The 20,372-nt window shown below is 46.0% G+C and carries 18 protein-coding genes and 2 pseudogenes; 9 read left to right on the forward strand and 11 right to left on the reverse strand.

The window, feature by feature from the left end; all coding sequences use genetic code 11:
* The first annotated feature begins 21 nt into the window (after positions 1-21).
* Positions 22-468 (forward strand): trimethylamine methyltransferase family protein, encoded by a 447-nt coding sequence (locus ACYQ2M_RS06515; RefSeq protein WP_459915518.1) that lies wholly within the window; start codon positions 22-24, stop codon positions 466-468.
* Entirely contained in the window at positions 450-1,004 is a 555-nt protein-coding gene (locus tag ACYQ2M_RS06520; RefSeq protein ID WP_459915519.1) for a trimethylamine methyltransferase family protein, read from the forward strand. The genes ACYQ2M_RS06515 and ACYQ2M_RS06520 overlap by 19 nt, the downstream gene beginning before the upstream one ends.
* Here the strand turns inward: ACYQ2M_RS06520 and ACYQ2M_RS06525 are convergent.
* Positions 1,001-3,064: an ATP-binding protein gene (locus ACYQ2M_RS06525; protein ID WP_459915520.1), complete on the reverse strand. Its 2,064-nt coding sequence runs from the start codon at positions 3,062-3,064 to the stop codon at positions 1,001-1,003. The two genes, ACYQ2M_RS06520 and ACYQ2M_RS06525, sit on opposite strands and share 4 nt — an antisense overlap.
* A 181-nt stretch (positions 3,065-3,245) precedes the next feature.
* On the opposite strand from ACYQ2M_RS06525, the pseudogene ACYQ2M_RS06530 reads away from it, so the two are divergent.
* Together ACYQ2M_RS06530 and ACYQ2M_RS06535 are read left to right on the forward strand one after the other, a co-directional pair.
* Positions 3,246-3,425, forward strand: a pseudogene (locus tag ACYQ2M_RS06530) (IS1380 family transposase); the annotation flags it as partial.
* Between the two features lie 464 nt (positions 3,426-3,889).
* Positions 3,890-8,803: a PKD domain-containing protein gene (locus ACYQ2M_RS06535; protein ID WP_459915521.1), complete on the forward strand. Its 4,914-nt coding sequence runs from the start codon at positions 3,890-3,892 to the stop codon at positions 8,801-8,803.
* A 137-nt stretch (positions 8,804-8,940) separates the two neighbouring features.
* On the opposite strand, the gene ACYQ2M_RS06540 is transcribed toward ACYQ2M_RS06535, so the two are convergent.
* From ACYQ2M_RS06540 to ACYQ2M_RS06555, 4 genes are all read right to left on the reverse strand, one after another.
* The gene (locus ACYQ2M_RS06540; RefSeq protein ID WP_459915522.1) at positions 8,941-9,501 is read right to left on the reverse strand and encodes a NifB/NifX family molybdenum-iron cluster-binding protein; all 561 of its coding nucleotides are present in this window, start codon (positions 9,499-9,501) and stop codon (positions 8,941-8,943) included.
* 70 nt (positions 9,502-9,571) lie between these two features.
* Positions 9,572-9,994 carry a hypothetical protein gene (locus tag ACYQ2M_RS06545; protein ID WP_459915523.1) on the reverse strand — a complete coding sequence of 141 codons (423 nt, stop codon included), beginning with the start codon at positions 9,992-9,994 and terminating at the stop codon, positions 9,572-9,574.
* An 87-nt stretch (positions 9,995-10,081) separates the two neighbouring features.
* Positions 10,082-10,519: a TetR/AcrR family transcriptional regulator gene (locus ACYQ2M_RS06550; protein ID WP_459915524.1), complete on the reverse strand. Its 438-nt coding sequence runs from the start codon at positions 10,517-10,519 to the stop codon at positions 10,082-10,084.
* An 11-nt stretch (positions 10,520-10,530) separates the two neighbouring features.
* A complete protein-coding gene (locus ACYQ2M_RS06555; RefSeq protein WP_459915525.1) occupies positions 10,531-10,728 on the reverse strand; it encodes a hypothetical protein in 198 nt (65 codons plus the stop codon).
* Positions 10,729-10,982: 254 nt separating this feature from the next.
* Between ACYQ2M_RS06555 and ACYQ2M_RS06560 the strand changes: the two genes are divergently transcribed.
* The 3 genes and pseudogenes from ACYQ2M_RS06560 to ACYQ2M_RS06570 all read left to right on the forward strand — a co-directional run bounded on the left by ACYQ2M_RS06560 (position 10,983) and on the right by ACYQ2M_RS06570 (position 14,348).
* The gene (locus tag ACYQ2M_RS06560) at positions 10,983-11,663 is read left to right on the forward strand and encodes a nucleotide triphosphate diphosphatase NUDT15 (protein WP_459915526.1); all 681 of its coding nucleotides are present in this window, start codon (positions 10,983-10,985) and stop codon (positions 11,661-11,663) included.
* A gap of 1,294 nt (positions 11,664-12,957) precedes the next feature.
* Positions 12,958-13,680 (forward strand): annotated as a pseudogene (locus ACYQ2M_RS06565) (methyl-accepting chemotaxis protein); the annotation flags it as partial.
* Between the two features lie 350 nt (positions 13,681-14,030).
* Positions 14,031-14,348, forward strand: a complete 318-nt coding sequence (locus ACYQ2M_RS06570; protein ID WP_459915527.1) for a transposase — start codon at positions 14,031-14,033, stop codon at positions 14,346-14,348.
* A 42-nt stretch (positions 14,349-14,390) separates the two neighbouring features.
* On the opposite strand, the gene ACYQ2M_RS06575 is transcribed toward ACYQ2M_RS06570, so the two are convergent.
* Complete coding sequence (locus ACYQ2M_RS06575) at positions 14,391-14,732, reverse strand: carboxymuconolactone decarboxylase family protein (RefSeq protein WP_459915528.1); 342 nt, start codon at positions 14,730-14,732, stop codon at positions 14,391-14,393.
* 159 nt (positions 14,733-14,891) lie between these two features.
* Here ACYQ2M_RS06575 and ACYQ2M_RS06580 point away from each other — a divergent pair, with 159 nt between their 5' ends.
* Positions 14,892-15,752, forward strand: a complete 861-nt coding sequence (locus tag ACYQ2M_RS06580; RefSeq protein ID WP_459915529.1) for a LysR substrate-binding domain-containing protein — start codon at positions 14,892-14,894, stop codon at positions 15,750-15,752.
* A 72-nt stretch (positions 15,753-15,824) separates the two neighbouring features.
* Positions 15,825-16,058: a hypothetical protein gene (locus ACYQ2M_RS06585; protein ID WP_459915530.1), complete on the forward strand. Its 234-nt coding sequence runs from the start codon at positions 15,825-15,827 to the stop codon at positions 16,056-16,058.
* 280 nt (positions 16,059-16,338) lie between these two features.
* On the opposite strand, the gene ACYQ2M_RS06590 is transcribed toward ACYQ2M_RS06585, so the two are convergent.
* The 5 genes from ACYQ2M_RS06590 to ACYQ2M_RS06610 all read right to left on the reverse strand — a co-directional run bounded on the left by ACYQ2M_RS06590 (position 16,339) and on the right by ACYQ2M_RS06610 (position 20,136).
* A complete protein-coding gene (locus tag ACYQ2M_RS06590; protein ID WP_459915531.1) occupies positions 16,339-16,644 on the reverse strand; it encodes a hypothetical protein in 306 nt (101 codons plus the stop codon).
* Positions 16,641-17,222 (reverse strand): GNAT family N-acetyltransferase, encoded by a 582-nt coding sequence (locus ACYQ2M_RS06595; protein WP_459915532.1) that lies wholly within the window; start codon positions 17,220-17,222, stop codon positions 16,641-16,643. The genes ACYQ2M_RS06590 and ACYQ2M_RS06595 overlap by 4 nt, the downstream gene beginning before the upstream one ends.
* Positions 17,223-17,503: 281 nt before the next feature.
* Entirely contained in the window at positions 17,504-18,103 is a 600-nt protein-coding gene (locus ACYQ2M_RS06600; RefSeq protein ID WP_459915533.1) for a transglutaminase-like domain-containing protein, read from the reverse strand.
* 71 nt (positions 18,104-18,174) lie between these two features.
* On the reverse strand, positions 18,175-18,645 hold the full coding sequence (locus ACYQ2M_RS06605) for a GNAT family N-acetyltransferase (protein WP_459915534.1): 471 nt from the start codon (positions 18,643-18,645) through the stop codon (positions 18,175-18,177).
* 144 nt (positions 18,646-18,789) lie between these two features.
* Positions 18,790-20,136: a DUF2254 domain-containing protein gene (locus tag ACYQ2M_RS06610; RefSeq protein WP_459915535.1), complete on the reverse strand. Its 1,347-nt coding sequence runs from the start codon at positions 20,134-20,136 to the stop codon at positions 18,790-18,792.
* Positions 20,137-20,372 lie beyond the last annotated feature (236 nt).

The raw sequence follows: 20,372 nt of genomic DNA on the forward strand, positions 1-20,372 counted from the left end.
TTTAATCAAGGAGGTAATAAAATGGTTACACGGAATCTATACGCCGACTTTGCATCGTCGGGCGGGTTTGGTTTCAATGTATTTACCGACAGTGAGCTTGAAAAAGTTCACCTTGCCACCCTTGAGGTGATGAGTAAAACCGGGCTTTATGTGGGAAGTGATGAAGCACTGGATATTCTTGAAGGCGGCGGCGCCAAGATTGACCGCAAAAAGAAAATTGCAAAATTCCCTGCCTACCTGGTGGAAGACTGCATCCGTTCTGCTCCCCCCCAGATCGTTCAATATGGGCGTGAATCCAAGCATGACATCGTGCTTGAGGGAAAACGCACCCACTTTTGTACCTTTGGCCAGGGAGTTTCCGTCATGGAGACCGATGGCACGGTACGCCCATCCATGAAGAAAGATGTGGCTAAAGCTGCCTTCTCACCGATGCCATGGAAGAGGTGGATGTGTGTGAACGCTCATTGACCTCCGGGGATGCCCCGGACAATGTAGCCCCCGTCCACGAGGCTGAGGTGGTATTTCCCAGCACCACAAAGCATACCATCTATGGCCCAGGCAATGGCTGGCGTGCCGGCAAGATCATCAAGATGGGCCAGGCCATTGTGGGCGGAGAAGAGGAACTGCGGGAACGTCCCATCCTCACCATTAACTGCTCTCCCACAAGTCCTTTAACTCTGGATGTAAACTGCTGCACCGGTGTCATGACATGCGCCCGGGCAGGGGTTCCCTGTAACCTGATTTCCATGGTCATGGCCGGTGCCACAGGTCCCATCACCCTGGCAGGTTCCCTTGTAACCCACAAATGTGAAATCCTGGGTGCCATTGTGCTGCATCAGCTCACCGTCAAAGGCGCTCCTGTAATTTATGGCTGCTCTTCTCTGGCATTTGATCTGAAACTGACCACCACACCTGTGGGCTCCCCCGAGTGCGCCCTTCTCAATGCCGCAGCACCCGCCCTTGCCCAGAAATACAAACTGCCGAGCTTTGCCGCCGGTGGTTAGGCTGACTCTAGTATAAAAACGCCGACTTTGAAATGAAGTCCGAAAGTTGAGATTTTAATGGTTCCTCTGTGGTCAGTGACAATACGGTGGCAAAGGCTAAGACCGATACCGGTGCTGCAGGATTTTGTGGTGAAAAAAGGTTCCATCACTTTTTTCCTCAAATCCCGGGCGATACCTGGCCCGGAGTCGTCCACCCTTACCATGACACAATCTCCTTCAAAAAAAGAGGTAACCTCAATTTTCCGATTATCCTGATCAATAGGCATGGCGTCTGCAGCGTTGCTGACAAGGTTCAAAATCAACTCTTCAATCAGCTGGGGTTCGGCAAGGCAGCGGGGGAGATTTCTGAAAAGTCTCTTTTCAACCAGAATTTTTTTACCGGCAAGGGTCACCCGGGAAAGACGAATGGCATCCTGGATCGGGGTATTTATGTCAATGGGTGCAAATTGAGGTTCAGCCGGTTTTGAAAAATCCATGACCCGTTTGATCACCCGTTCAATTTTCCTGGATGCCGACTGAATCTCATCCATGGTGGCATAAATTTTATCCGCACCATTTCCTTTTTCAAACAATTTTTTAAGAGCTCTTAAATATATGTTGATGCCAGACAGCGGGTTTCTGATTTCATGGGCAATGCCTGCTGCCACATGTCCCAGGGAGACCATTTTTTTCTGAACCATCAGCAGGCGTTCCAGCTCCTTTGCCCCGGTCATGTCAATGGATGTCAAAAGCCGGGCCGGCTCTCCCTGATATTTTGTGGAATTTAATTTGCAGTGAAGCCATCTAAGCCCACCCGGTGCCTCTGAATTTTCAGAAATGTAGTACCTGAAATTAAATTCAGACAACTGCCAGTCATCCTCGTTGATTTCCCGGTGAAACTGCCGCACAACCGGCAGATCTTCTTCATGAATCAACTCAAATCCCGCTGAATAAAGGGGCTTGAAATTATCCATGATATCAAGCTGTCGCGGATTATTGTAGATGGGAATCCCATTTTTAATGATTGAAATCCCGTTGGGGGAGTATTCCACCAGATCCCTGAACTGTCTCTCGCTGTGACGCAGGGCTCTTGTACGTTGCTCAACTTCTCTTTTAAGTGCTCGGTTCCACATCACTATGGTACCGGTGACAATGCAGACAGCCAGGCTGATACCCATTATGACTGCCCAAAATACAACGCTTTCATAAAAACGATAAGGTTCAAGGTGAATCCATTTTTTTCTATGGCCTTTCTTCTCGCCTGCACTGAGGCTCATGAGGGCTTTGGTCAAGATCCTCTCCAATATCGGCCACCGGGGATTGGTTCCAATGCTCAGCTCCAGGATAAAATCAGTATCTCCGGCCAGACGTAGATTGGTCAGTTTTCCCTGCTCAATGACATAAAGCGCATTGGGAATCTCCATGATCATGACGTCCAACTCCCCGAAAGAGACCTTCTTCATGCCCTCCCGCCCATTGAGCACATCTATGAAGTGCAACTCCGGGTAATGGCTGCGCAGGTATTCTCCCACAGCATAGACCTGCGGCACACCAATGCGCATACCCTGCATCTCATCCAGATTCAGGGTACCCTTGAACGTGGTGCGGACAATAATAGTATTTTTCAGACCAATATATGGCGGCGACCAGTTAAAATATTGGCGGCGTTCGGGTGTGGCCTGGGCTGCACTGATCACATCCACCCGGCCCATCTTTGCAAGGTCAAGGACCTTTTTCCAGGTGTCATTGCGAATAATTTTAAACTTGAAATCAAGCTTTTTTTCAATCAAGTAAATGTAATCGGCCACCAAGCCTGTGTACCGTCCGTTCTCATCGAAAAATTCCAAAAGCTCCCAATCAGGAGATGGCGCCAGGATAAGTTTGCCGTCATGGCTTTTAAGCCACAGGCGTTCTTCATTTGTCAAATCAGGTGCATCCGACACAAAAGCCCGTTCCCAGGGAATAAAAAGCAGCGCAAAGGCCCCCATGGCCGTAAGAAAGACAAGGATAGATACAAGAAAATGCCTTAACGTGACCGGATAAAATCCTTTGAGAAAATCAAAACCAATATTTTTTGACACGACAATTCTGTTCTCCTGATGATTTATGACAAACTGCTTGTCATAGTTTAACAGCCCCATCATAAATGTCGTGCAAAATAGATACCCGGATTGACCAGTGGTGACGATACAGGGCTTGGTCATAAAATCGACCGCTTTGGGGTCGTGTCTGGCAATTGTGACGGGTGACCCATCTTATGATAAGGCCCCACGGATGATAAAGATCAAGGAACGTACAAAACCGGAAAACATAAAAGCCCAGGTGGTTAAAAATAGAATTTTTTACAATCTTCAAACAGAATGTAAATTCTTCGCTGAATTTAAGTTTAAGCCGGGAAAATGTCAGAAATCATATCGATTAATTGCCCTCAGAAAAACAATTCTGGATTTTTTCACTTTGACAAATTAAGAGAATTAGTAAATCGTTTCACGAATTTTGAGAGAAAATCAGCAAAAAAACGTGGTCTGTCCCCATTTGCTACATTTGCTTACAAAAAAGGAGCTGCCCCGTTGACAACATAAAAATTACGATACCAACGACAGCGTTTTCATTTTGCCTTGACAAAAGGGAATTTCTTCCTCTAACTTATAAAACTATAATATAGCCTTTCGTTTCCGGAGGCCTTCCCAGCCCCTTACATCCCAACTATTGTATCCATGATTAACAGTATGCATCAGGGAAGCTCTTACCATGGCAATGGAAAAAACGGCCATCTTTCTTCAAACTGTCTGGCGGTACTGCAATAAGGTAAGACCCTTTAACGATAAAAAATATAGCCACACAACAGTGTGTCAACAGGAAAAATCATCTGTCAGCCAGAATGTTTTTTTCAATGAGGAGCACATATGAACGTTACAAAGACATTATATCATTTCCCTGTTACCATGATTCTCCTGTTGAGCCTGTTCTTTCCCATTGTATTGCCCCATCAGGCAGCAGCTTCCCAGCGGGAATATGAAGAAACAATGAAAAACAACATCGATAAAATTTACCGGGAAATGGCTCGGAAAATTGACGGACTTGACCCCATTGTCTCGAATTTTTCCAATGAGCTGATCACCCTTGAAAGGTATGCCCTTCAATATGTCGAATTGTACCAGCCGCGCATCTCTTTAAAAAATACCCTGCATGAGCTTGGCCTCCGCCACGTGGAAAAACGACAAATACGCCTGAACAGCGTTAATGCAATTATTAAAGATGTCACCGATGTGCATGTAAAGTATGGGGACCTGTTCAGAAAACTTCAATCCAAAAGAGATAAACTGATTATCCTTCACGCAGGCAAGCTGGTTTTTGATTATGTGTTGTTGCCCCTGGACCGCTGGAACTTTATTGCCGATCGAATTGTCAACTGGTACAGTGATAAAGCAGGGCCAGTCAAATTCGTGCCCGAGGGCGGCCTTGGGGCAACAACCGCCACCAGACGTCTGGGGCAAATCAGTAAAGAGCTTGATACCGAACATAAAAAGCTTCATTCCTTTTTGTATACCGAGCCCAAAAATACAGGAGACTACTTCCGCATTGTCCATGCCGCAGAGATTCAGGCAAAAAAATGCTGGAACCTGTCCTATGAAATCCAATACAGCCTGAGAGAAGACAGGAATAACTCCCTTGCCATTGCAGAAAATCGTATTAAAAATGAACTTGAGCGTGTCACAGAAGAGGTTGACCGTATTCTTGGCATAACCACAACCGTTGCCCAATGTGTTATTAATCCCGGCGTTATCACCCTGGACAGATCCAATCCCAGGGAGCAGGTAACCATGTCTTATCTCCACCGTTCCGGTCTTAACGTACCTGCCGAACCTGGTGACTTCCATTATGAAACAGATAACCCGGAAATTGCAAGTGTGGATGATAAAGGAGCGGTGACCGGGAAACAGTCAGGAACCACTCGGATGACAGCAGTGAATAAAAAAAATAATCTGCGCTGCAGCATAACGGTTACCGTCAATTTTCAACCAATGACCGGCAAACAGGTCCGGGTTCCGGATGTGATCGGAATGGACTACCCCACCGCCCAGAAAGCGATGAAAAAGGCTGGATTGAGCATGATGGTGTCCATGGCTCCTAAAATGAATATTTTATATCTGCCCGATACCGTCACCATCCAGTCACCCAAGGAATTTTCCCTGGTGAATTCCGGCAGCACCGTTTTTGTTACCATGAATCCCCCCCAGACCCCACAGGCACAGCTTCTGGCCATCGTACTGGAAGGGGACCCGCCACCGCCGTTTCTTGTAAACACCACCTATACCCTGGCAGCGGTTGTCTCCAATATCAATCCCAATAACACCTACACATTTAACTGGTACATCAACGGAATCAAATCAGGCAAAGGACAATCCTTGAAGCACACCTTCAAAACCGCCGGTACACGTCACATAAAAGTAATGATGTCCTCCACAGACCCCAGGGAGAACAGTGAATTCAGCCTTGACATTGCCATTGAATACCCAAGGGATGTGACTGTTGATTTTACGATTTCTCCCATACCTGCCAAAGGAGATTTCCTTCGGGTAGGAGAAATTATCACCTTTACCCAGACGTGCAAAAATCTTTTCAATCATCCAGAATATCGATGGTACATCAATGGTTCCTATTTCCAGAGCGGCCCCCGGATGAGATATCAATTCCAGAAAAAAGGGGTCCATGACATCACCCTGGGAATCAGGGCTGGCAGCAACTTTGACGAAGTTGAACACACCCGCAGTATCACCGTGGGAGAAAAAAATATCGGGGTACTTGGCACCGAAAGAAATCGGTTTAAAGCCTTGGGAAAACTGGAAAACCTGACTATCTGCAGTGAATACTGGGTGGGCGGCACGGGCAGATGGTCTTCAAAGTGTACAAAGGTTGCCACCATCGGTCCTGTTGACGGATTTGCCCTTTGTACCGGCGAACAGTCAGATGGATATAATACTGGGTTTCTCGTCTATTCCAAAAAGGGAAGCGGCAAACTCAGTTTCAAAGTGTTTCATTTCAGTTTTAACCAATGGAAGGGAACACTCCATTATTCCGGTGATATACCCAGCCCCGGCGAACCAGATCCTGAAACCATCACCCTGTCATGCCGGGCAAATGTTGCCACCATCACTTGGGGAAATAAAGATGGAACCGTGTGCAGTGCCAAGCTGTGGAAATTCAAATATTCCAAAATGCTTACCCATTCCGGACTGGAACGACCGGTGTGCTCAGATCCTGTAAAGGATCCGGACAAACTGAATAGGTGCACTCTTTTTGCAGACAAAGCCGTGGCGCAATACCGGGAAAATATCAGTAGAAATTGCGATTTAAAAGGCCCTGAATGGCACGGGAACAAAAAAAGACACCAACAGTGGTGCATGACCGTTTCGGCACAAACGGCGAACGAACTTACAACGTTTCGTGCTGATGCCCTTGAACGCTGCGGAAAGGAATGGCGCGATGTCTATGCAAAACGTGCGGTGGAACAAAATGAGGAAAACCTCCGAAACAACTGTGGCTTCAGTGGAAGTGCATGGCAGTCCGATTACAGCCGCCATTACAACTGGAGTGCCACTGTTTCCAGAAAACAGGCCGATGCTGAAACCCGCAAAAGGGATGTTGCCCTGAAAAACTGCCTTGCCCACCGGGAGGACGCGTGCAGAATATATGCGGAAACCGCCGTAAAGCAGAACCAGGACAACCTGCAAAAGGAGTGTGGATTCTGTGGTCAGCGATGGCAATCCTCATTTGATGCCCATTACCAGTGGTGTCTTCAAGAAACCCAAAAAATCCGGGACATTGAAACCAGTACCAGGAAAACGTTGCTCAGCCAATGTAAGCCCCTATCTGCCAATGGAACAAAAACCTTTTATGCCCCCTGTTTCAATGGGTATCGATTGGATAATTGCCTCAATTTCGGCACCAACTGCGAAAAACCGGCGGCGGACAGCTTCTGCAGCGGCAAAGGATTTACCCAGGCAATCTCCTGGGAACTTGAAAAGGCCCGCCCCACATATATTATGGGCGATGGTCGCCTTTGTGATGGTGATTTTTGTGCCGGCTTCAAATATATCACCTGTTCAGGATATAAAAATTTCTCCAACCAGGCACCGGTGTGTAACATCCAGCGACCGGTTTCGGGAAAAACAATTCAGGTCGGCACCACCATTGGGTTCAGCGCAAAGGCAACTGATCCAGACAAAGATAAATTGAACTATTCCTGGACCTTTGAGGGGGGCACACCCGACAAATGGGACAGCTGGCAGGGGATGGTGTATGCAGTGAGGTGGAGCGCCCCCGGCACCTATACCGCCACCCTTACTGTGACCGACACAAAAGGCAGTACCTGCTCAGACACGGTTGTCATAGCGGTTCTGGGAAAGGACGGCACCCTGGATTGCGATCAGTATGCTGACAAATCCATCCAGCAGAACCAAGAGAACCTCAACAGGCAATGCGGGTATACCGGAGAACTGTGGCATTCGGACCGCGAAAGACATTTAAAATGGTGCCGGACTTCAGATCAGCGCCAGATGGCAGACAATATACAAACCAGAGAAAAAGCACTCAACCAATGTCAGGCCACATCTGAAACAGGTGATTTTACCTGTGAAATTGCAAGCCCGCCCACCATTTCATTTATCGATGCCGGAAAGACGGTTAACTTTGCCAGCACCTGCAGCAATGCGGCCGGTCCCCTTTCATACCAGTGGACATTCGGCGAATATGGTACCATCCCCGCCACCTCCTCGCAACAGAACCCGGGGGACGTCACCTTCCAGTGGGCCGGCAATTACAACGTCCTTTTAACGGTAACCGACAGCAGGGGGAACGCCTATCAGTCATCCCGTCATGTACTGGTCTATGACCCCAACGATCCCCGGGAATTTTGTGAAGGATATGCAGGCATATCCATTGAATTAAATGAAAAAAATATCCAAAACAACTGTGGTTTCTCTGGAGGACACTGGCACTCGGAAGAGTTGACCCACCAGAAATGGTGCCAATCTGTCTCTTTGGATCAGGCCCGGGCCTCTTTGTTGGAACGGGAAGAGCAATTGAGACAATGTCTGGCCAAAACCCAAAAAATCACTGGTTCACAAGAAACCATTAATGAAAAAGAGACTGGAGATAACGCAGCGGACACCCATACCGATAAGTCTGACACCCAATCGGTGACAGATATTGAAACAATGTCGCTGTCCTGTGAAAACAAAGAGAACCAGGAAAAGGGATGCTGCTGCTTCCAGGGGGCTCACACCTATCGATTTGAGCCACGCCATGTAACCACTGTTCTTGCTGAATTTGACACCGGAAAAAGATTTAACTGCCAAAGTACCGTAAAACTGGAGATTACCCGGGATGACGATACATGGGAAACGGTTAAAAGCATCCAGGCAAATTCCTCAAGGAACGGCAGCGAAGTTGCCCCCATGGATGCACAGGTATTAGTGAATGCCATGATTTCAGGTTTCAGGATATCAGACGGGTGCAGGTGTTGTATTGACTGGTCCAGAATCACTCTCAATGCAGGAGTGCCACAAGGAAACAGTTCCGATAACACCTCTGAGGGGGACGTATCTGACGACAAATTTGATACAGACAATCCTCCACCTGACCCTGCCATCTCAAAAGCGTATCAGCAATACATTGCCGCCTACAATGCCCTTACCAGCCTCATGGCAGCAGGCAAGGGAGATACACCCCAGGCCCAGGAGGCATACAAAAAATATAAAGACGCCAAGGATCTTTATGAAACCGCACTGAATACCTCAAAACCGAATAAACCTTGACTTGAAATCAAGTGTTAACACCTGAAGGAAATGACAGTGTTGCCCATGGATGATGATGGCCTGGCACGATGCTCACCGGTGATGATATTGTCTTCCAGGCCATATATCGTTTCTAAAATTTAATACGCCTTCAGCCCTCATTTTTGACCACTGCCACCACCCATACCCTGGCCTCCGCCACCACCCATGCCACGACCACCTCCGGCTATGCCCCGTCCTCTTCCACCACCGCCCATGCCACGGCCACCGCCAGCGATACCCCGCCCTCTTCCACCACCACCCATACCACGACCACCACCAGCGATGCCCCGCCCTCTTTTTACACCCGATTGAGGGAAAGGCGTTGTTGATGCTCCGCCCTGGGCCTGGCCATAAGCACCTAGTTTGAATTTGGCCAGGGCTTCCTGTACTGTGTCTTGAGATGATACCCCTTCAATAAGATCAACACCGGCTGTTTGAAATACACTGGTGGCATTGGGACCGACACTGCCGGTGAGAATAGCATCCACACTTTTATCTGACACGAGCTTGGCAGCAGCGATTCCGGCTCCCTGGGGTTGGCCGGAAGCCGTATTTTCAATCGCCTCAAGTATGGCACCTGTGTCTGTATCGATAATCAAAAACCAAGGAGCCCTGCCAAATCTGGCATCGGTATTTGCGTCAAGGTTTTTACCTGTTGCTGTGATGCAAAGTTTCATGTCATTCTCCTTTTATTCATTCTTAAATCCCTTATCCCTTCATCCACTTCGCCATCTATTCCACCCGGTATCATGGCCATTTTGGGACTTGATCGCAAAACTCCGTTGATAACTCGGTATAATGGGACTGGGTGTAATCTATTATTTGGATCTTTCCCTTGAGTGTTCCCAGGGTCAGGGGAAAAATCCCCACGGTTTTCATTTTGAAAAACGGGAATTTTTCAGCATTGGGATTCACGGTGGCACTGATGTCCAGGGCCGGGATGGAGACAAGGACCTCCTGCTCGGAAGGGTTCAGTTTAAATTTTATATAGTCCCCACGATACACCGTTAAATGAAAGGGTGAGGTTTCCCTGGACACGTCAAGAATTCGATATCCATTGAGAAGGGTGCCCGATATGTCTTTATCATTGGCACTGTTTTCAATTTTCGGTGGTGAACAGCTGGTAAAGGCGATGATGGAACAAAGAATAATGATTATTTGTTTGGCCAAGACCATTGTTCTCTCCTGGTGGTGATAAAATGAAGGGGTTTAAAAATTATGGGTTTACTACAGTGAAGCCTCCCCCTGTTTTCCATGTTATATCACCTTGAACATAAGTCTGACAATCGTCTCCACCGAAATTTTCTCTGTTTCCAGCAAAACCTGGAGAATGAATCCATCCACCACTGCCACAATGAATCTGAGTTTTTCCGATACATCAATGTGCGGCCCCGGCATGTGGGAATGGGCCTGGTCAACCATGGAAAACCATTGGTCATATGTTTTTTGAAATCTTTCCTTTAATGAGGTATTGCCGGATACGGCTTCCCGTATCAAATACTGATGAAGCCGACTTCTGGCTTCAGAAGTGAGCAGAATTTCAAAAAATGCTGTGAGCAGACTTTCCCTGGAAAGAGATGTCTCATTTTCAATCATGGCAAACAATTCCGTGGAAATTCGCTCCATGTGAAAATCTGCAATATCAAAAATCAGATCATTTTTACTGGCATAATAATACAGGGTACCCTTACCCAATCCGGAGGCCTTTACAATCTGGGCAAACGTAATTTTATCAACGCCAGCGGTATCCAGACCTGCATCATGATCCCACGGCTCAAGCCATACAACTTATAAAGCAGATTGCGAAGGGTCTGGATGGCCCGACCCACAAACCAAAGCATAATGGAAAAATAAATTCGCTGAAAAATTCTTTTGCTGGGTTTTCCTTCAATAAAGGTGTCCATAGGCCTCCTGGGGATTCAAACGGTGAAAAATGTCAGTCAGTCATTTGACTGACTGAAGATTAAAACTGTTTTTCAATATTTCCTCAGGGTTTTTATTTGACTGGAGAGTTGGTAGCCCGGAATGGACTCATCACTTTCAGATGTCACGCTATTTTTTAAATTTTCAAAAAGCTTGTAATCCCAAGAGTTCATGGATACGATTATGAAAAGGACAAGCTATACGCAAAACTAATGAAATGAGCATGGGAATATAAATGGAAAAAAGACCGGCAGTTGGTGTGGCAGTCATTGTCATTAAAAATGGAAAGGTATTGTTGGGAAAACGCAAAGGGGCTCACGGTTCTGGCTCATGGGCTTTTCCCGGTGGGCATCTGGAGTTCAATGAATCCATTGAAGATTGCGCCAAAAGGGAAGTTTTTGAAGAAACGGGCATGTCCATTAAAAATCTTCGGTTTGCAACAATTACCAATGACCTTTTCCACCAAAGCAACAAACACTATGTGACCTTGTTTGTTGTCTGTGACCATGAAGATGGAAACCCCCAAGTAAAGGAACCAGACAAGTGTGAAAAATGGGATTGGTTTTACTGGAATGAATTCCCCAAACCCATATTTTTGTCTTTAAAAAATCTCTTGCAGCAAGGATTCTCTCCTTTTTGTATAGAGGATGCACTGCCCCCCCCCGGTAAACTGCACGAAATGACGGCAGCACAGGTTGTATCACTTAATACTTCCGGTGACAGTGAAAAAGGCCTTGAAGATTATGACCACGAGGAATTGATGGAAGCCGCATTCATGTTTGAAAATCAGTTAATGGTATTGCTAGGGGATGAAAACTTCATTTCCTATGAAGTCTATTCTGATATGTCCCATACACAATTGGCAGACATAATAGAGAATTGTACTGAACAGATTTGCAAGATAGAGAATCGTTAGTGCCTACACGAAAAGTCATAACATGTTAGTATGAAAATGAATAACAGGGAGAGGCTTTACCTCAATACAATCTTGGGCTTATGTATATCAACGGGCACGGTATTCAACTTTATAATGAATAAAGTTTGATCTTGGATTAACCACCGATTAAAATATGTTTGCATTCTCCATGTGGCGATTGTTGACTTGAGTTTATCGCCTTCCAAAGGAATAAAATCCGACCCTCCTAAATTGTAAAAAAGCCAATAATAAAGTGCAATGCAGACATTTTTTGATATCAGTTGTTGACCAACAAATCAAAACAATCGATAATAAATTTAAACTTAATTATGGACACATAAAAGGACCTCTTATGGCAGTTTTTACCTCCCAATATACCCATTACCCTCAAAAATGGTAAGGCGCATCATGGAATTTACTCGCTGGTGCATCCGGATGAAGTTGGTCCGGTCTGCCCCCATTATGCATCATTTTTTATTTTCAGATGACTGAATATGTGTTATCGAGAAAGTATTGATCGAACGATCTGACCATGCCTGTATCCGTCAGATCACCCCCTCCTGAATCAAAAATTCAAAAGGGGACTCCCAGGTTGAACAGTGGTAAAACCGGGCCCGCTCATGTAATGGGTGCGCATTCCCATTTTCCCGGCACTGGATTAATCATCTGGGTACTTTATTACCACGCCTTGAAATCAAGCCGGAATCCTGTATTGACCCGGTACAGTTCAAGATTTCCATGCCCTAAAAAAAAGGAAAACAATATGTCTTTACAAAAGAAAATCGGAATCAACTTTTTTATTATCGCTGTCGCCATATCCCTTATGAGCTGGAACAACTGGAATCTTAATTCCTTTTCAGCATTGTTATTAACTCTCCTTCTAGGAATAATTTCATATAAAACCGCGGCAAAGCATCACAAACGAATGAATTATCTTGAGGGAACCCTGGACGCCGTGCAGCTGCCCATCACGGTGACGGATATGGATATGAATTGGGTTTTTATCAATAAAGTGACGGAAAGCCTGCTGAGCGCTCAAAACCTTGATAAAAAAAGTTGCCTTGGCAAGCATTGCTCGAACTGGAAGGCGGATATCTGCGGCACGGAGAATTGTGGTATTGCCAGCCTTCGTGATGGACAGCCACGGACCAATTATACCCAGGAATATCCGGATCAACCCAGTACCTATATGCAGGTGGACACATCTTATATTAAAGATGACAAGGGCAACCCGATCGGGCATGTTGAAATTGTGACCAACATAGATGCAGAACACCGGCTCCATGGCATGATAAGCAATGTGGCGGCGTCCCTTGAGGAATCATCTGCCTCCCTGGAAGAACTTTCGGCCCTTACCAAAAATACCGCATCCATGGCGAAAGATGCCGATAGCCTGATGAATGAAACCAGCGAAAGCGTTAATAGTGCCCAGGGAAATATGAAAGCTCTTACCGATTCAATGGAAGATATTTCAAAGTCCAGTGAAGAAACCTCTAAAATAATAAAAACCATTGATGAAATTGCATTTCAAACCAATTTACTGGCCTTAAACGCTGCAGTAGAAGCGGCCCGTGCCGGAGAAGCAGGTGCCGGCTTTGCCGTGGTTGCTGATGAAGTGAGAAATCTGGCCCTGCGCGCTGCGGAAGCCGCCAGGAGCACTGCTGAGCTCATTGAGGGAACGGTAAAAAAAATAAAATCCGGTCATGACCTGGTTGAAACCAATAATGGCGAATTCGTCAACATGTCCGGAAAAATCGAGAATATCGCCACGATGTTCTGCGAAATTACCAATGCTTCACAGGAACAGGCCATAGGAATAGAGCAGCTCAACCAGGCAATCCGGCATATTGAAGGCACGATGCTTGATGCCAACGGAATATCTTCAGAAAGAGCTGATAATGCGCTGATTGAGGAGAGAAGAGCACGGATTGAAAACTATCAGAATACCCGGCTGACCAAGGGGGAGACTCCTCAAAAAGCCATTGCACTGGATGACGACTACTTTGATGATTTTTAAAAAATCACCGGAAACTTATCCAGACAGGGGGTAACGGGATTGCGCCAAATGTTGTGGCACAATATTTGGCGCAACAGGATACAAATAGGCGCTTATCAGCGCCTTATCAACAAAGTTTTGTCTATATATCAAATTGTCGATAAAATAACGCGGTAGGTGACAACTATTAATCCGGCAACGAAGTATCTCAACTTCGTAGTGCCAATATGTTTTTAAAAATAAAGCACTTATGTGACAAAAAATTTCGGATATTTAATTGCCGGAGTAATATCCTGACGCAGGGGGACCGCCAATGGGTATTCAGCATCCCCAAACGGCTACGGATTTATTTCCTCTTTGATAGGAAACTGTTGGCAAAATTGTCCATCTGTGCCTGGAAGGTTATCAAGGCATATTTGAAATCGACCGTACCTGATGACAGCGCTGTTCCCGGAGCCAGCATTGCTGTACAGACTTACGGTGATTTTTTAAATTTTACCCCCCATCTGCATACCATCGTTTCTGACGGCTGTTTTTCAAAAGACGGTGATTTTCATATGGCACCTGGGTTCTTTTTGGAAGCTCTGGAAGAAATCTTCCCGTATGAAATGCTGAAACCCGTACTCTGGAAAGCATTGTCTGAAACCATCCGGAGCGTCCTTGACAACCGCCGCCGTGTTGACGAGTAAAAGGCTGCTCTAAAAAAGGTTTAAAGAGCAGCCATCATTCAACTAAATAATTCCCTTTTCCTCCAGAAAATTTATCAGCCTCGTGGCTTCACCTTCAGCCATGGTGCCTCCCAGGCTTACGGCGACACCAATACATTCAAGCATTTCCTCCAATGATGCCCCAAGATTAAGCGCGGCTTCGGCCTGATAAAGAATACAGGCCCGGCACCCGTGAATGGTCGCAGCCGTCATTGCCATCAACCTTTTCGTCTTGCCGTCTATGGCCCCATCCTTATAAACTTGATCGGGCAGATCCTCATAGGCCCTTGCGATTTGAGGCATTAACGCCTTATATCTTCCCCAATGCTGATGAATTTGTTCCTTGAGTTCGATTTGTTTTTCCAACAAAATATCCTCCTTATGGTGTTACCCTGCTCAAGGTGATTAAAACTGCTTGTTCCTTTAACTCGGTTTTATATAATCTGTTATTTATCCCCCTTCAGATCCATTTGACAAACGAATATTTTTCATGCTATCCATAAATATTTATGATGGATAAAAATCATGCAACTGACCCCTGACATTCTCCGTACTTTTGTTGCCACATCACGGACGCGGAACTTCACCCACGCAGCACAGGAACTGAATCTGACGCAATCGGCCGTGAGTATGCAAATAAACCGGATAGAAGAAAATCTGGGGAAAAAATTATTCCAGAGAATAACCAGGGGGGTAGAACTGACACCCGATGGCGAAAAATTGCTCAAATATGCAAGGCAGTTATTACGATTACATGACGAAGCCATAGGATCACTGACTCAACCGGAAATGAATGGATTGATTCGCCTGGGTGCTGCCGAAGATTACGCGTCTCAGCATTTACCCTCAATATTAAAAAGGTTTAGAAAAAAATACCCGCTGGTACGGGTGGACCTCTATTGTGACATTTCTGACAACCTTTTAAAATTGTTTAAAAAAAACGAAATTGACCTATGTCTTTGCAACAGCGAGCATGGAGAACATGGCGGCAGGTTCTTACGACATGAACCTGTGGTCTGGATTGCCCCCGCCGATGCCGAACCAGAAAGGGAATCTCCTTTACCGCTTGCCTTATTTCATCACGGGTGTCTGTTCCGAAAATGGACATTGCAGGCGTTGTCAGAACAAGGCATTCCCTATCGTATCGCGTATTCAAGTCCAAGTGTTTCCGGAATAATAGCAGCGGTTAAGGCAGGATTTGCAGTTGCACCGGTGGGAGCAAGCATTTCACCTGCCGGTTTCCGGGTGTTACGGGAGGACCGGCTTCCATGCCTGCCTTCAGCCACGATCAGTCTGCATCAGTCAAACCATAGAGAAGATTCTGCCCAGGCTTATTTGGCAAAGCATATCAGCAGAGAATTTCGATCCATGCCGCTCAATAGGTGACCCCTGGCCCTTTTGGCCTTCCTATATGACATGGAGCAATCCATCACCATTCTAAATCATGGCGGATTCTGAATGCATATGCTATGTTGCGGCCTTTTAAACGGACAGGATCGGCTCATGTTCCAGGCTGAAACCAATAATATCATCCGCTTGTACATCATCAAGCTGTCCAAATGGCTGATGCTGACCATGCCCATTCTCTCTTTTTTTTACCGGGAAAACGGATTGGCAACCCAGGACCTTTTCCTGCTCAAGGCCGTGTATTCATTTTCCATTGTGTGCTGGAAATCCCCTCTGGATATATAGGAGATGTTTGGGGCCGGAAAGGCTCCCTGGTGCTGGGCAGTATTCTGGAATTTTCAGGGTTTGCCCTCTATTGCATTACCACGGAATTCTGGACCATTCTGTATATGGGGTCGGGCCACGCTAATACCCTGAAATTTAATAAAAAGTATTCCATTCGTAGCCGTTTTTAGGGGCTATATCGCTATTCCCGGCATAAAAATCAGCGATATCGGACGTTACCTCTTACCAAAGCTGGAACCCTTCATCCAAATATTGCGTTTTTCTTCCGAATGCTTTAAAGTCAAGTTTCTTTTTTTATTTTAGAAACAAATTGTTTTTCACCAATTGCAATGCGTTTGCTCCAACGGGCTTCGCGTTTGATTGTGTCTGTTTCTAAAGCATCATGTACTAAATTTAGGTGATATTTTTTATATTGCTCTTTTTGACCCCGAAAAGTGGGATATAAACCCGAAATCGGGGGGGGGGGGTAAAGGTGATCTTTTTTTATTTCAGACAGTTGGTGTAGCCCGACCCCATACGAGTAAATCACCAGTGAAATCTGGTGCATTTTTCTTGTTGGATTTAAGTATCGTGTCTGTTGAATCAAACTCTTGAATCTCGTAACATATATCGATTTTTGATACCGAAAATTTTGGACTCGGAAATAACTTTGAACCCGAATTTTTCATAAAAGCGAACATTTTTATCCACATCCGTCTCAAGGTATGCTTTTGCCATACAGGCATCCACCTCCTTGCAGAAACGCTCCATCAACATAGATCCGATACCCAATCCCTGATGAGAAGACAGTACACCAATCGGACCAAGATGCCAATGTTGACCCTTTGGCTCGTGATGGGCCCACTCAGTGCGCCAGACAGATTTCCGCCATTCAATATCATTTTCATCTATTGGATCTTTGGGATTATCAACAGTTTTATACCCCTCACATGATTTCATCCGCATCACCCCGATAATGTCTTGTTTTTCCTTTGCCAGAAAAACGATGCCGGGTAAATGGGTAAAAAGGCCGCAAAACATTTTTTCAATTTCCCGGCGTTCATTTTCACCCTTACCCTGTAAAACAGCAACATGAAGCTTCGCATCAAGCATAGCAACACTGAGAACTCTTGCTGATTCCTGGAGGTCACTGATTTCCATCAAAGAAATTTTTATGTCTTTCATGTTCATTCCTTTTTAAAATCAATTTTTATTCAATCGCAATTCTCATGATAACGGTTGGACTTTAATCATATTAATCAATATAATTTCGGTCTTACAACCATATAGTTGCCTCTCATTCTTCCTTATTTACCTGTTTTAGAACGCTGAAGATCACCTGACCAAATAACCGTCAGTGCTCTAGCTAAAACAAAATCAGTTGCGCCATGATACCAAAAAAACCGAGCTATTTGGGTCAACGTGCATCGTTTGGTTGTGCTTCACTGCCGTATGGGTAGCCATTTTTATACCTTTGGTAAGCAATCACACTGAATTAGTTCAATATCTGGTAAATTATTGGCCACTTCTTCATAAGATACACAAGATGTGAGAACCCTTATAATTTCAGGTAACGGTTCCGTCCAAATTTCTAAAAGATCAGCCTCTCCATCAACAACTATTGGAAAAGCGTGTTTTTCTTTAGGTGGAGTGAATTCAGCGTCAACGCCATCTTTATTACCTCTTGCATCAATTCGATGCCACCCAATATCAGTGAGATATACAGCATTAAGACCATGCAAACAAAACGGAAGTTGGCCACTTTGTGTGGTCAGACGTTGGTAACACAGACCTGTTGGAATTCCATTAGCTCTCAGCAAAGCCGCTAACAAATGGCTTTTTGTATAACAATACCCGGTTTTGTATTCAAGCACCTCTGATGCTTTGCATGTCACCGGATTTAACTGGTAGTCTTTACTGTGCTTTATTTCATCTCTGACATACTCAAAGCAGGCTTTTGTTATTTCTTTTGTTTTCGTCAAACCTTGAGAAAGTTCTTTGGCCATTTTCACCACCAGAGGGTTTTTCCAATCAAGGAATTCGCTTGATACAAGATATTTTTCCATTTTGTTTTTTTAAGAACAAATCGAAAAATCTTCCTATTTTTTCAATAATTTTCTCCACAACTTGGTAGTGCTCAAATACGTTTTGTCATTTCTAATTGCATTATTACAGTGGGCACTCCTGCGGGATTTAGACCACCATCTTTGAAATCAGTAAAACCAAAGTCCATATATAAATTTCTTGCAGACTTACCTTCAGGGACCGATTCTTCAAAGGTCTGAACAAACATCTTTTCCTGCTGATTCAGCATATTAATAGCATATTCAACCAATTTTCGACCGTAACCTTTACCACGATATTGAAGCGATACTGCGAGCCATGCTATCTCATTTGTTTCTTTAGAAATTATAACACCGCCAATTAAATCAGAATTCTCTCCATTTAGTTCTGAATAGATGCAAAATGCTGTACTTGAAGAAATGGCTTGCCTTAAGGCTTCATGAAAATCTATCTCATCAGCCATAGGACCGAAAAGTGGTTCAACCTCCCTTGCAAGTAAGATCCATTCGTCAAAATCTGTTTCTTTTGAATAAACAACTTCCATTTCTATGATACTCTTTGTTTTTTTGCACAATCGCGGTGCTGGACGTAGTCAGCACCGCGATTCACGGCGATGCTGCTTCTTGCGTCCGCACCAGTGAGTGGTTCGGCCTATTTGGCATCGGAATGCTGGCTGCGTACATGCATTTCAAAGATTAGCACCAGGCGACTTGCTCAACAATTGGTTCGCGGATTCGAAGCGTTCTTCTACCTCTTGGCGGTCCTCGTCTTCCAACAACCCGTCGCGTGCCCCTCGGACGATCATCTTGGCGTGCCGTAACAGTGCCGCGCGGTCCTCAGGTCGATGTACGAATCCCGCAACCTCGGCAATCGTTTCAAGCAGACGGATAGCTACCGCAGTGCTGGTGCGGCCATATTGCCGAATCTGATTGAGCGCCGCGTCCGTGACATCCGGGAACGTGAAGACAGGCGTAATGACCCGAAGCTGATCCTGAGTGTCATGTAGATACGGCGACGGAATGTCTCGTTGAACCAAGCGGCATAGTGCCGATCCCAGATGGTCCACACACGTCATGGCCGTGAACGGGTCATTCACCCCGGGGGAGAGGGCTCGTATCGCGATTTCGACAAGTTGGTTGACTGCGAACTCAATGTCCTGCCCGGGAGTTCGCTGGTTACCCAAGGCGAACGCGGAATTGACTTGGTCCACAAACTTATCGGTAACCCTGTTTCCCGGCCAGACCAAGACCAGCGGGCGACCAGCAACGACATAATGGCCGGGCCGTCGCTCCAGTCGAATAACGACATCCTCTTGCATGGCCAACGCCATCAACGCGTCCCCATCGACGAACTGAAGGTAACCGTCCTCAGCAGAACCAATCGGAATAGCCTCCCGACCGAACATGCCGAGAAAGCCTGCGTTGGGCGGTTCCGTCGGAATCGGTGGTGCTCCCTGTCCGATATTTTCGGGGAACAGACGGTCTATCCCCTCAATCAACTCCGTTCCGACCCGCGCCACGATCTCGTCGGCCTGAATAGAAACGGACACGTGATGAATGAAATAGATCAGCACTCCCACACTCACCACCGCGAGCAGCACACTGAGGGTGACAGACAGGTGGGGGACGAAGGTGATCTCTTCAGTACGGCGGATAGTGCGCAGGACGAGCAAACAGTACAGGAAGGTAGCAACGAACGTACCAAGTACCGCTTGGGTCGTGGTGTCGCGCATGAAATTGCGGAGCAGACGGGGACCGAGCTGTGACGAGGCGAGCGATAGCGCGACCAGGGTCATTGAAAAAACCACCCCAGCTATGGTGATCATCGAGCCGGCGATAGCCCCCAGCAAAGAACTGGCCCCCTCCGCTCCGCCGGTGAATGTCCAAGCCCAGTTAATCGTCACCCAGTCCGTTACCGGCTCATCCAAGGCAACAGTTGCGAAGGCCAACACCATTGCTCCACCGGCCATTACTGCCGGGAGAAACCAGAAACTGGAACGAACGCGGTTCCATGTTTTGAAAACCTGTACTCTCATGACGACGCTACCTCTTTCATTCGCATGTCCTGCGGGGCCGAACAAGTTGGTATGTTGGTCTGGATACCATTCACAATTAATTATCTAAAGGCCGGTTAAAAAACAAACTATGCAAAAGTCTCTGATGGAGACGCCCCCAGTCGGGCAACCAATACTATATATAGATGTTTAATTTCTTAACAGACCCTAACCTGGATAACAAACGTAATATCCAGTTCCACATATCCGTCTTATAT

The sequence above is a fragment of the Desulfocicer niacini genome, assembly GCF_054657595.1.

What these genes read in the sequence shown, in the direction of transcription:
- ACYQ2M_RS06515 (WP_459915518.1), top strand. Translation starts at nt 22, where the DNA reads ATGGTTACACGGAATCTATACGCCGACTTTGCATCGTCGGGCGGGTTT.
- ACYQ2M_RS06535 (WP_459915521.1), top strand. Translation starts at nt 3,890, where the DNA reads ATGAACGTTACAAAGACATTATATCATTTCCCTGTTACCATGATTCTC.
- ACYQ2M_RS06540 (WP_459915522.1), bottom strand. Translation starts at nt 9,501, where the DNA reads ATGAAACTTTGCATCACAGCAACAGGTAAAAACCTTGACGCAAATACC.
- ACYQ2M_RS06555 (WP_459915525.1), bottom strand. Translation starts at nt 10,728, where the DNA reads ATGGACACCTTTATTGAAGGAAAACCCAGCAAAAGAATTTTTCAGCGA.
- ACYQ2M_RS06560 (WP_459915526.1), top strand. Translation starts at nt 10,983, where the DNA reads ATGGAAAAAAGACCGGCAGTTGGTGTGGCAGTCATTGTCATTAAAAAT.
- ACYQ2M_RS06580 (WP_459915529.1), top strand. Translation starts at nt 14,892, where the DNA reads ATGCAACTGACCCCTGACATTCTCCGTACTTTTGTTGCCACATCACGG.
- ACYQ2M_RS06585 (WP_459915530.1), top strand. Translation starts at nt 15,825, where the DNA reads ATGCATATGCTATGTTGCGGCCTTTTAAACGGACAGGATCGGCTCATG.
- ACYQ2M_RS06595 (WP_459915532.1), bottom strand. Translation starts at nt 17,222, where the DNA reads ATGAAAGACATAAAAATTTCTTTGATGGAAATCAGTGACCTCCAGGAA.
- ACYQ2M_RS06600 (WP_459915533.1), bottom strand. Translation starts at nt 18,103, where the DNA reads ATGGAAAAATATCTTGTATCAAGCGAATTCCTTGATTGGAAAAACCCT.
- ACYQ2M_RS06605 (WP_459915534.1), bottom strand. Translation starts at nt 18,645, where the DNA reads ATGGAAGTTGTTTATTCAAAAGAAACAGATTTTGACGAATGGATCTTA.
- ACYQ2M_RS06610 (WP_459915535.1), bottom strand. Translation starts at nt 20,136, where the DNA reads ATGAGAGTACAGGTTTTCAAAACATGGAACCGCGTTCGTTCCAGTTTC.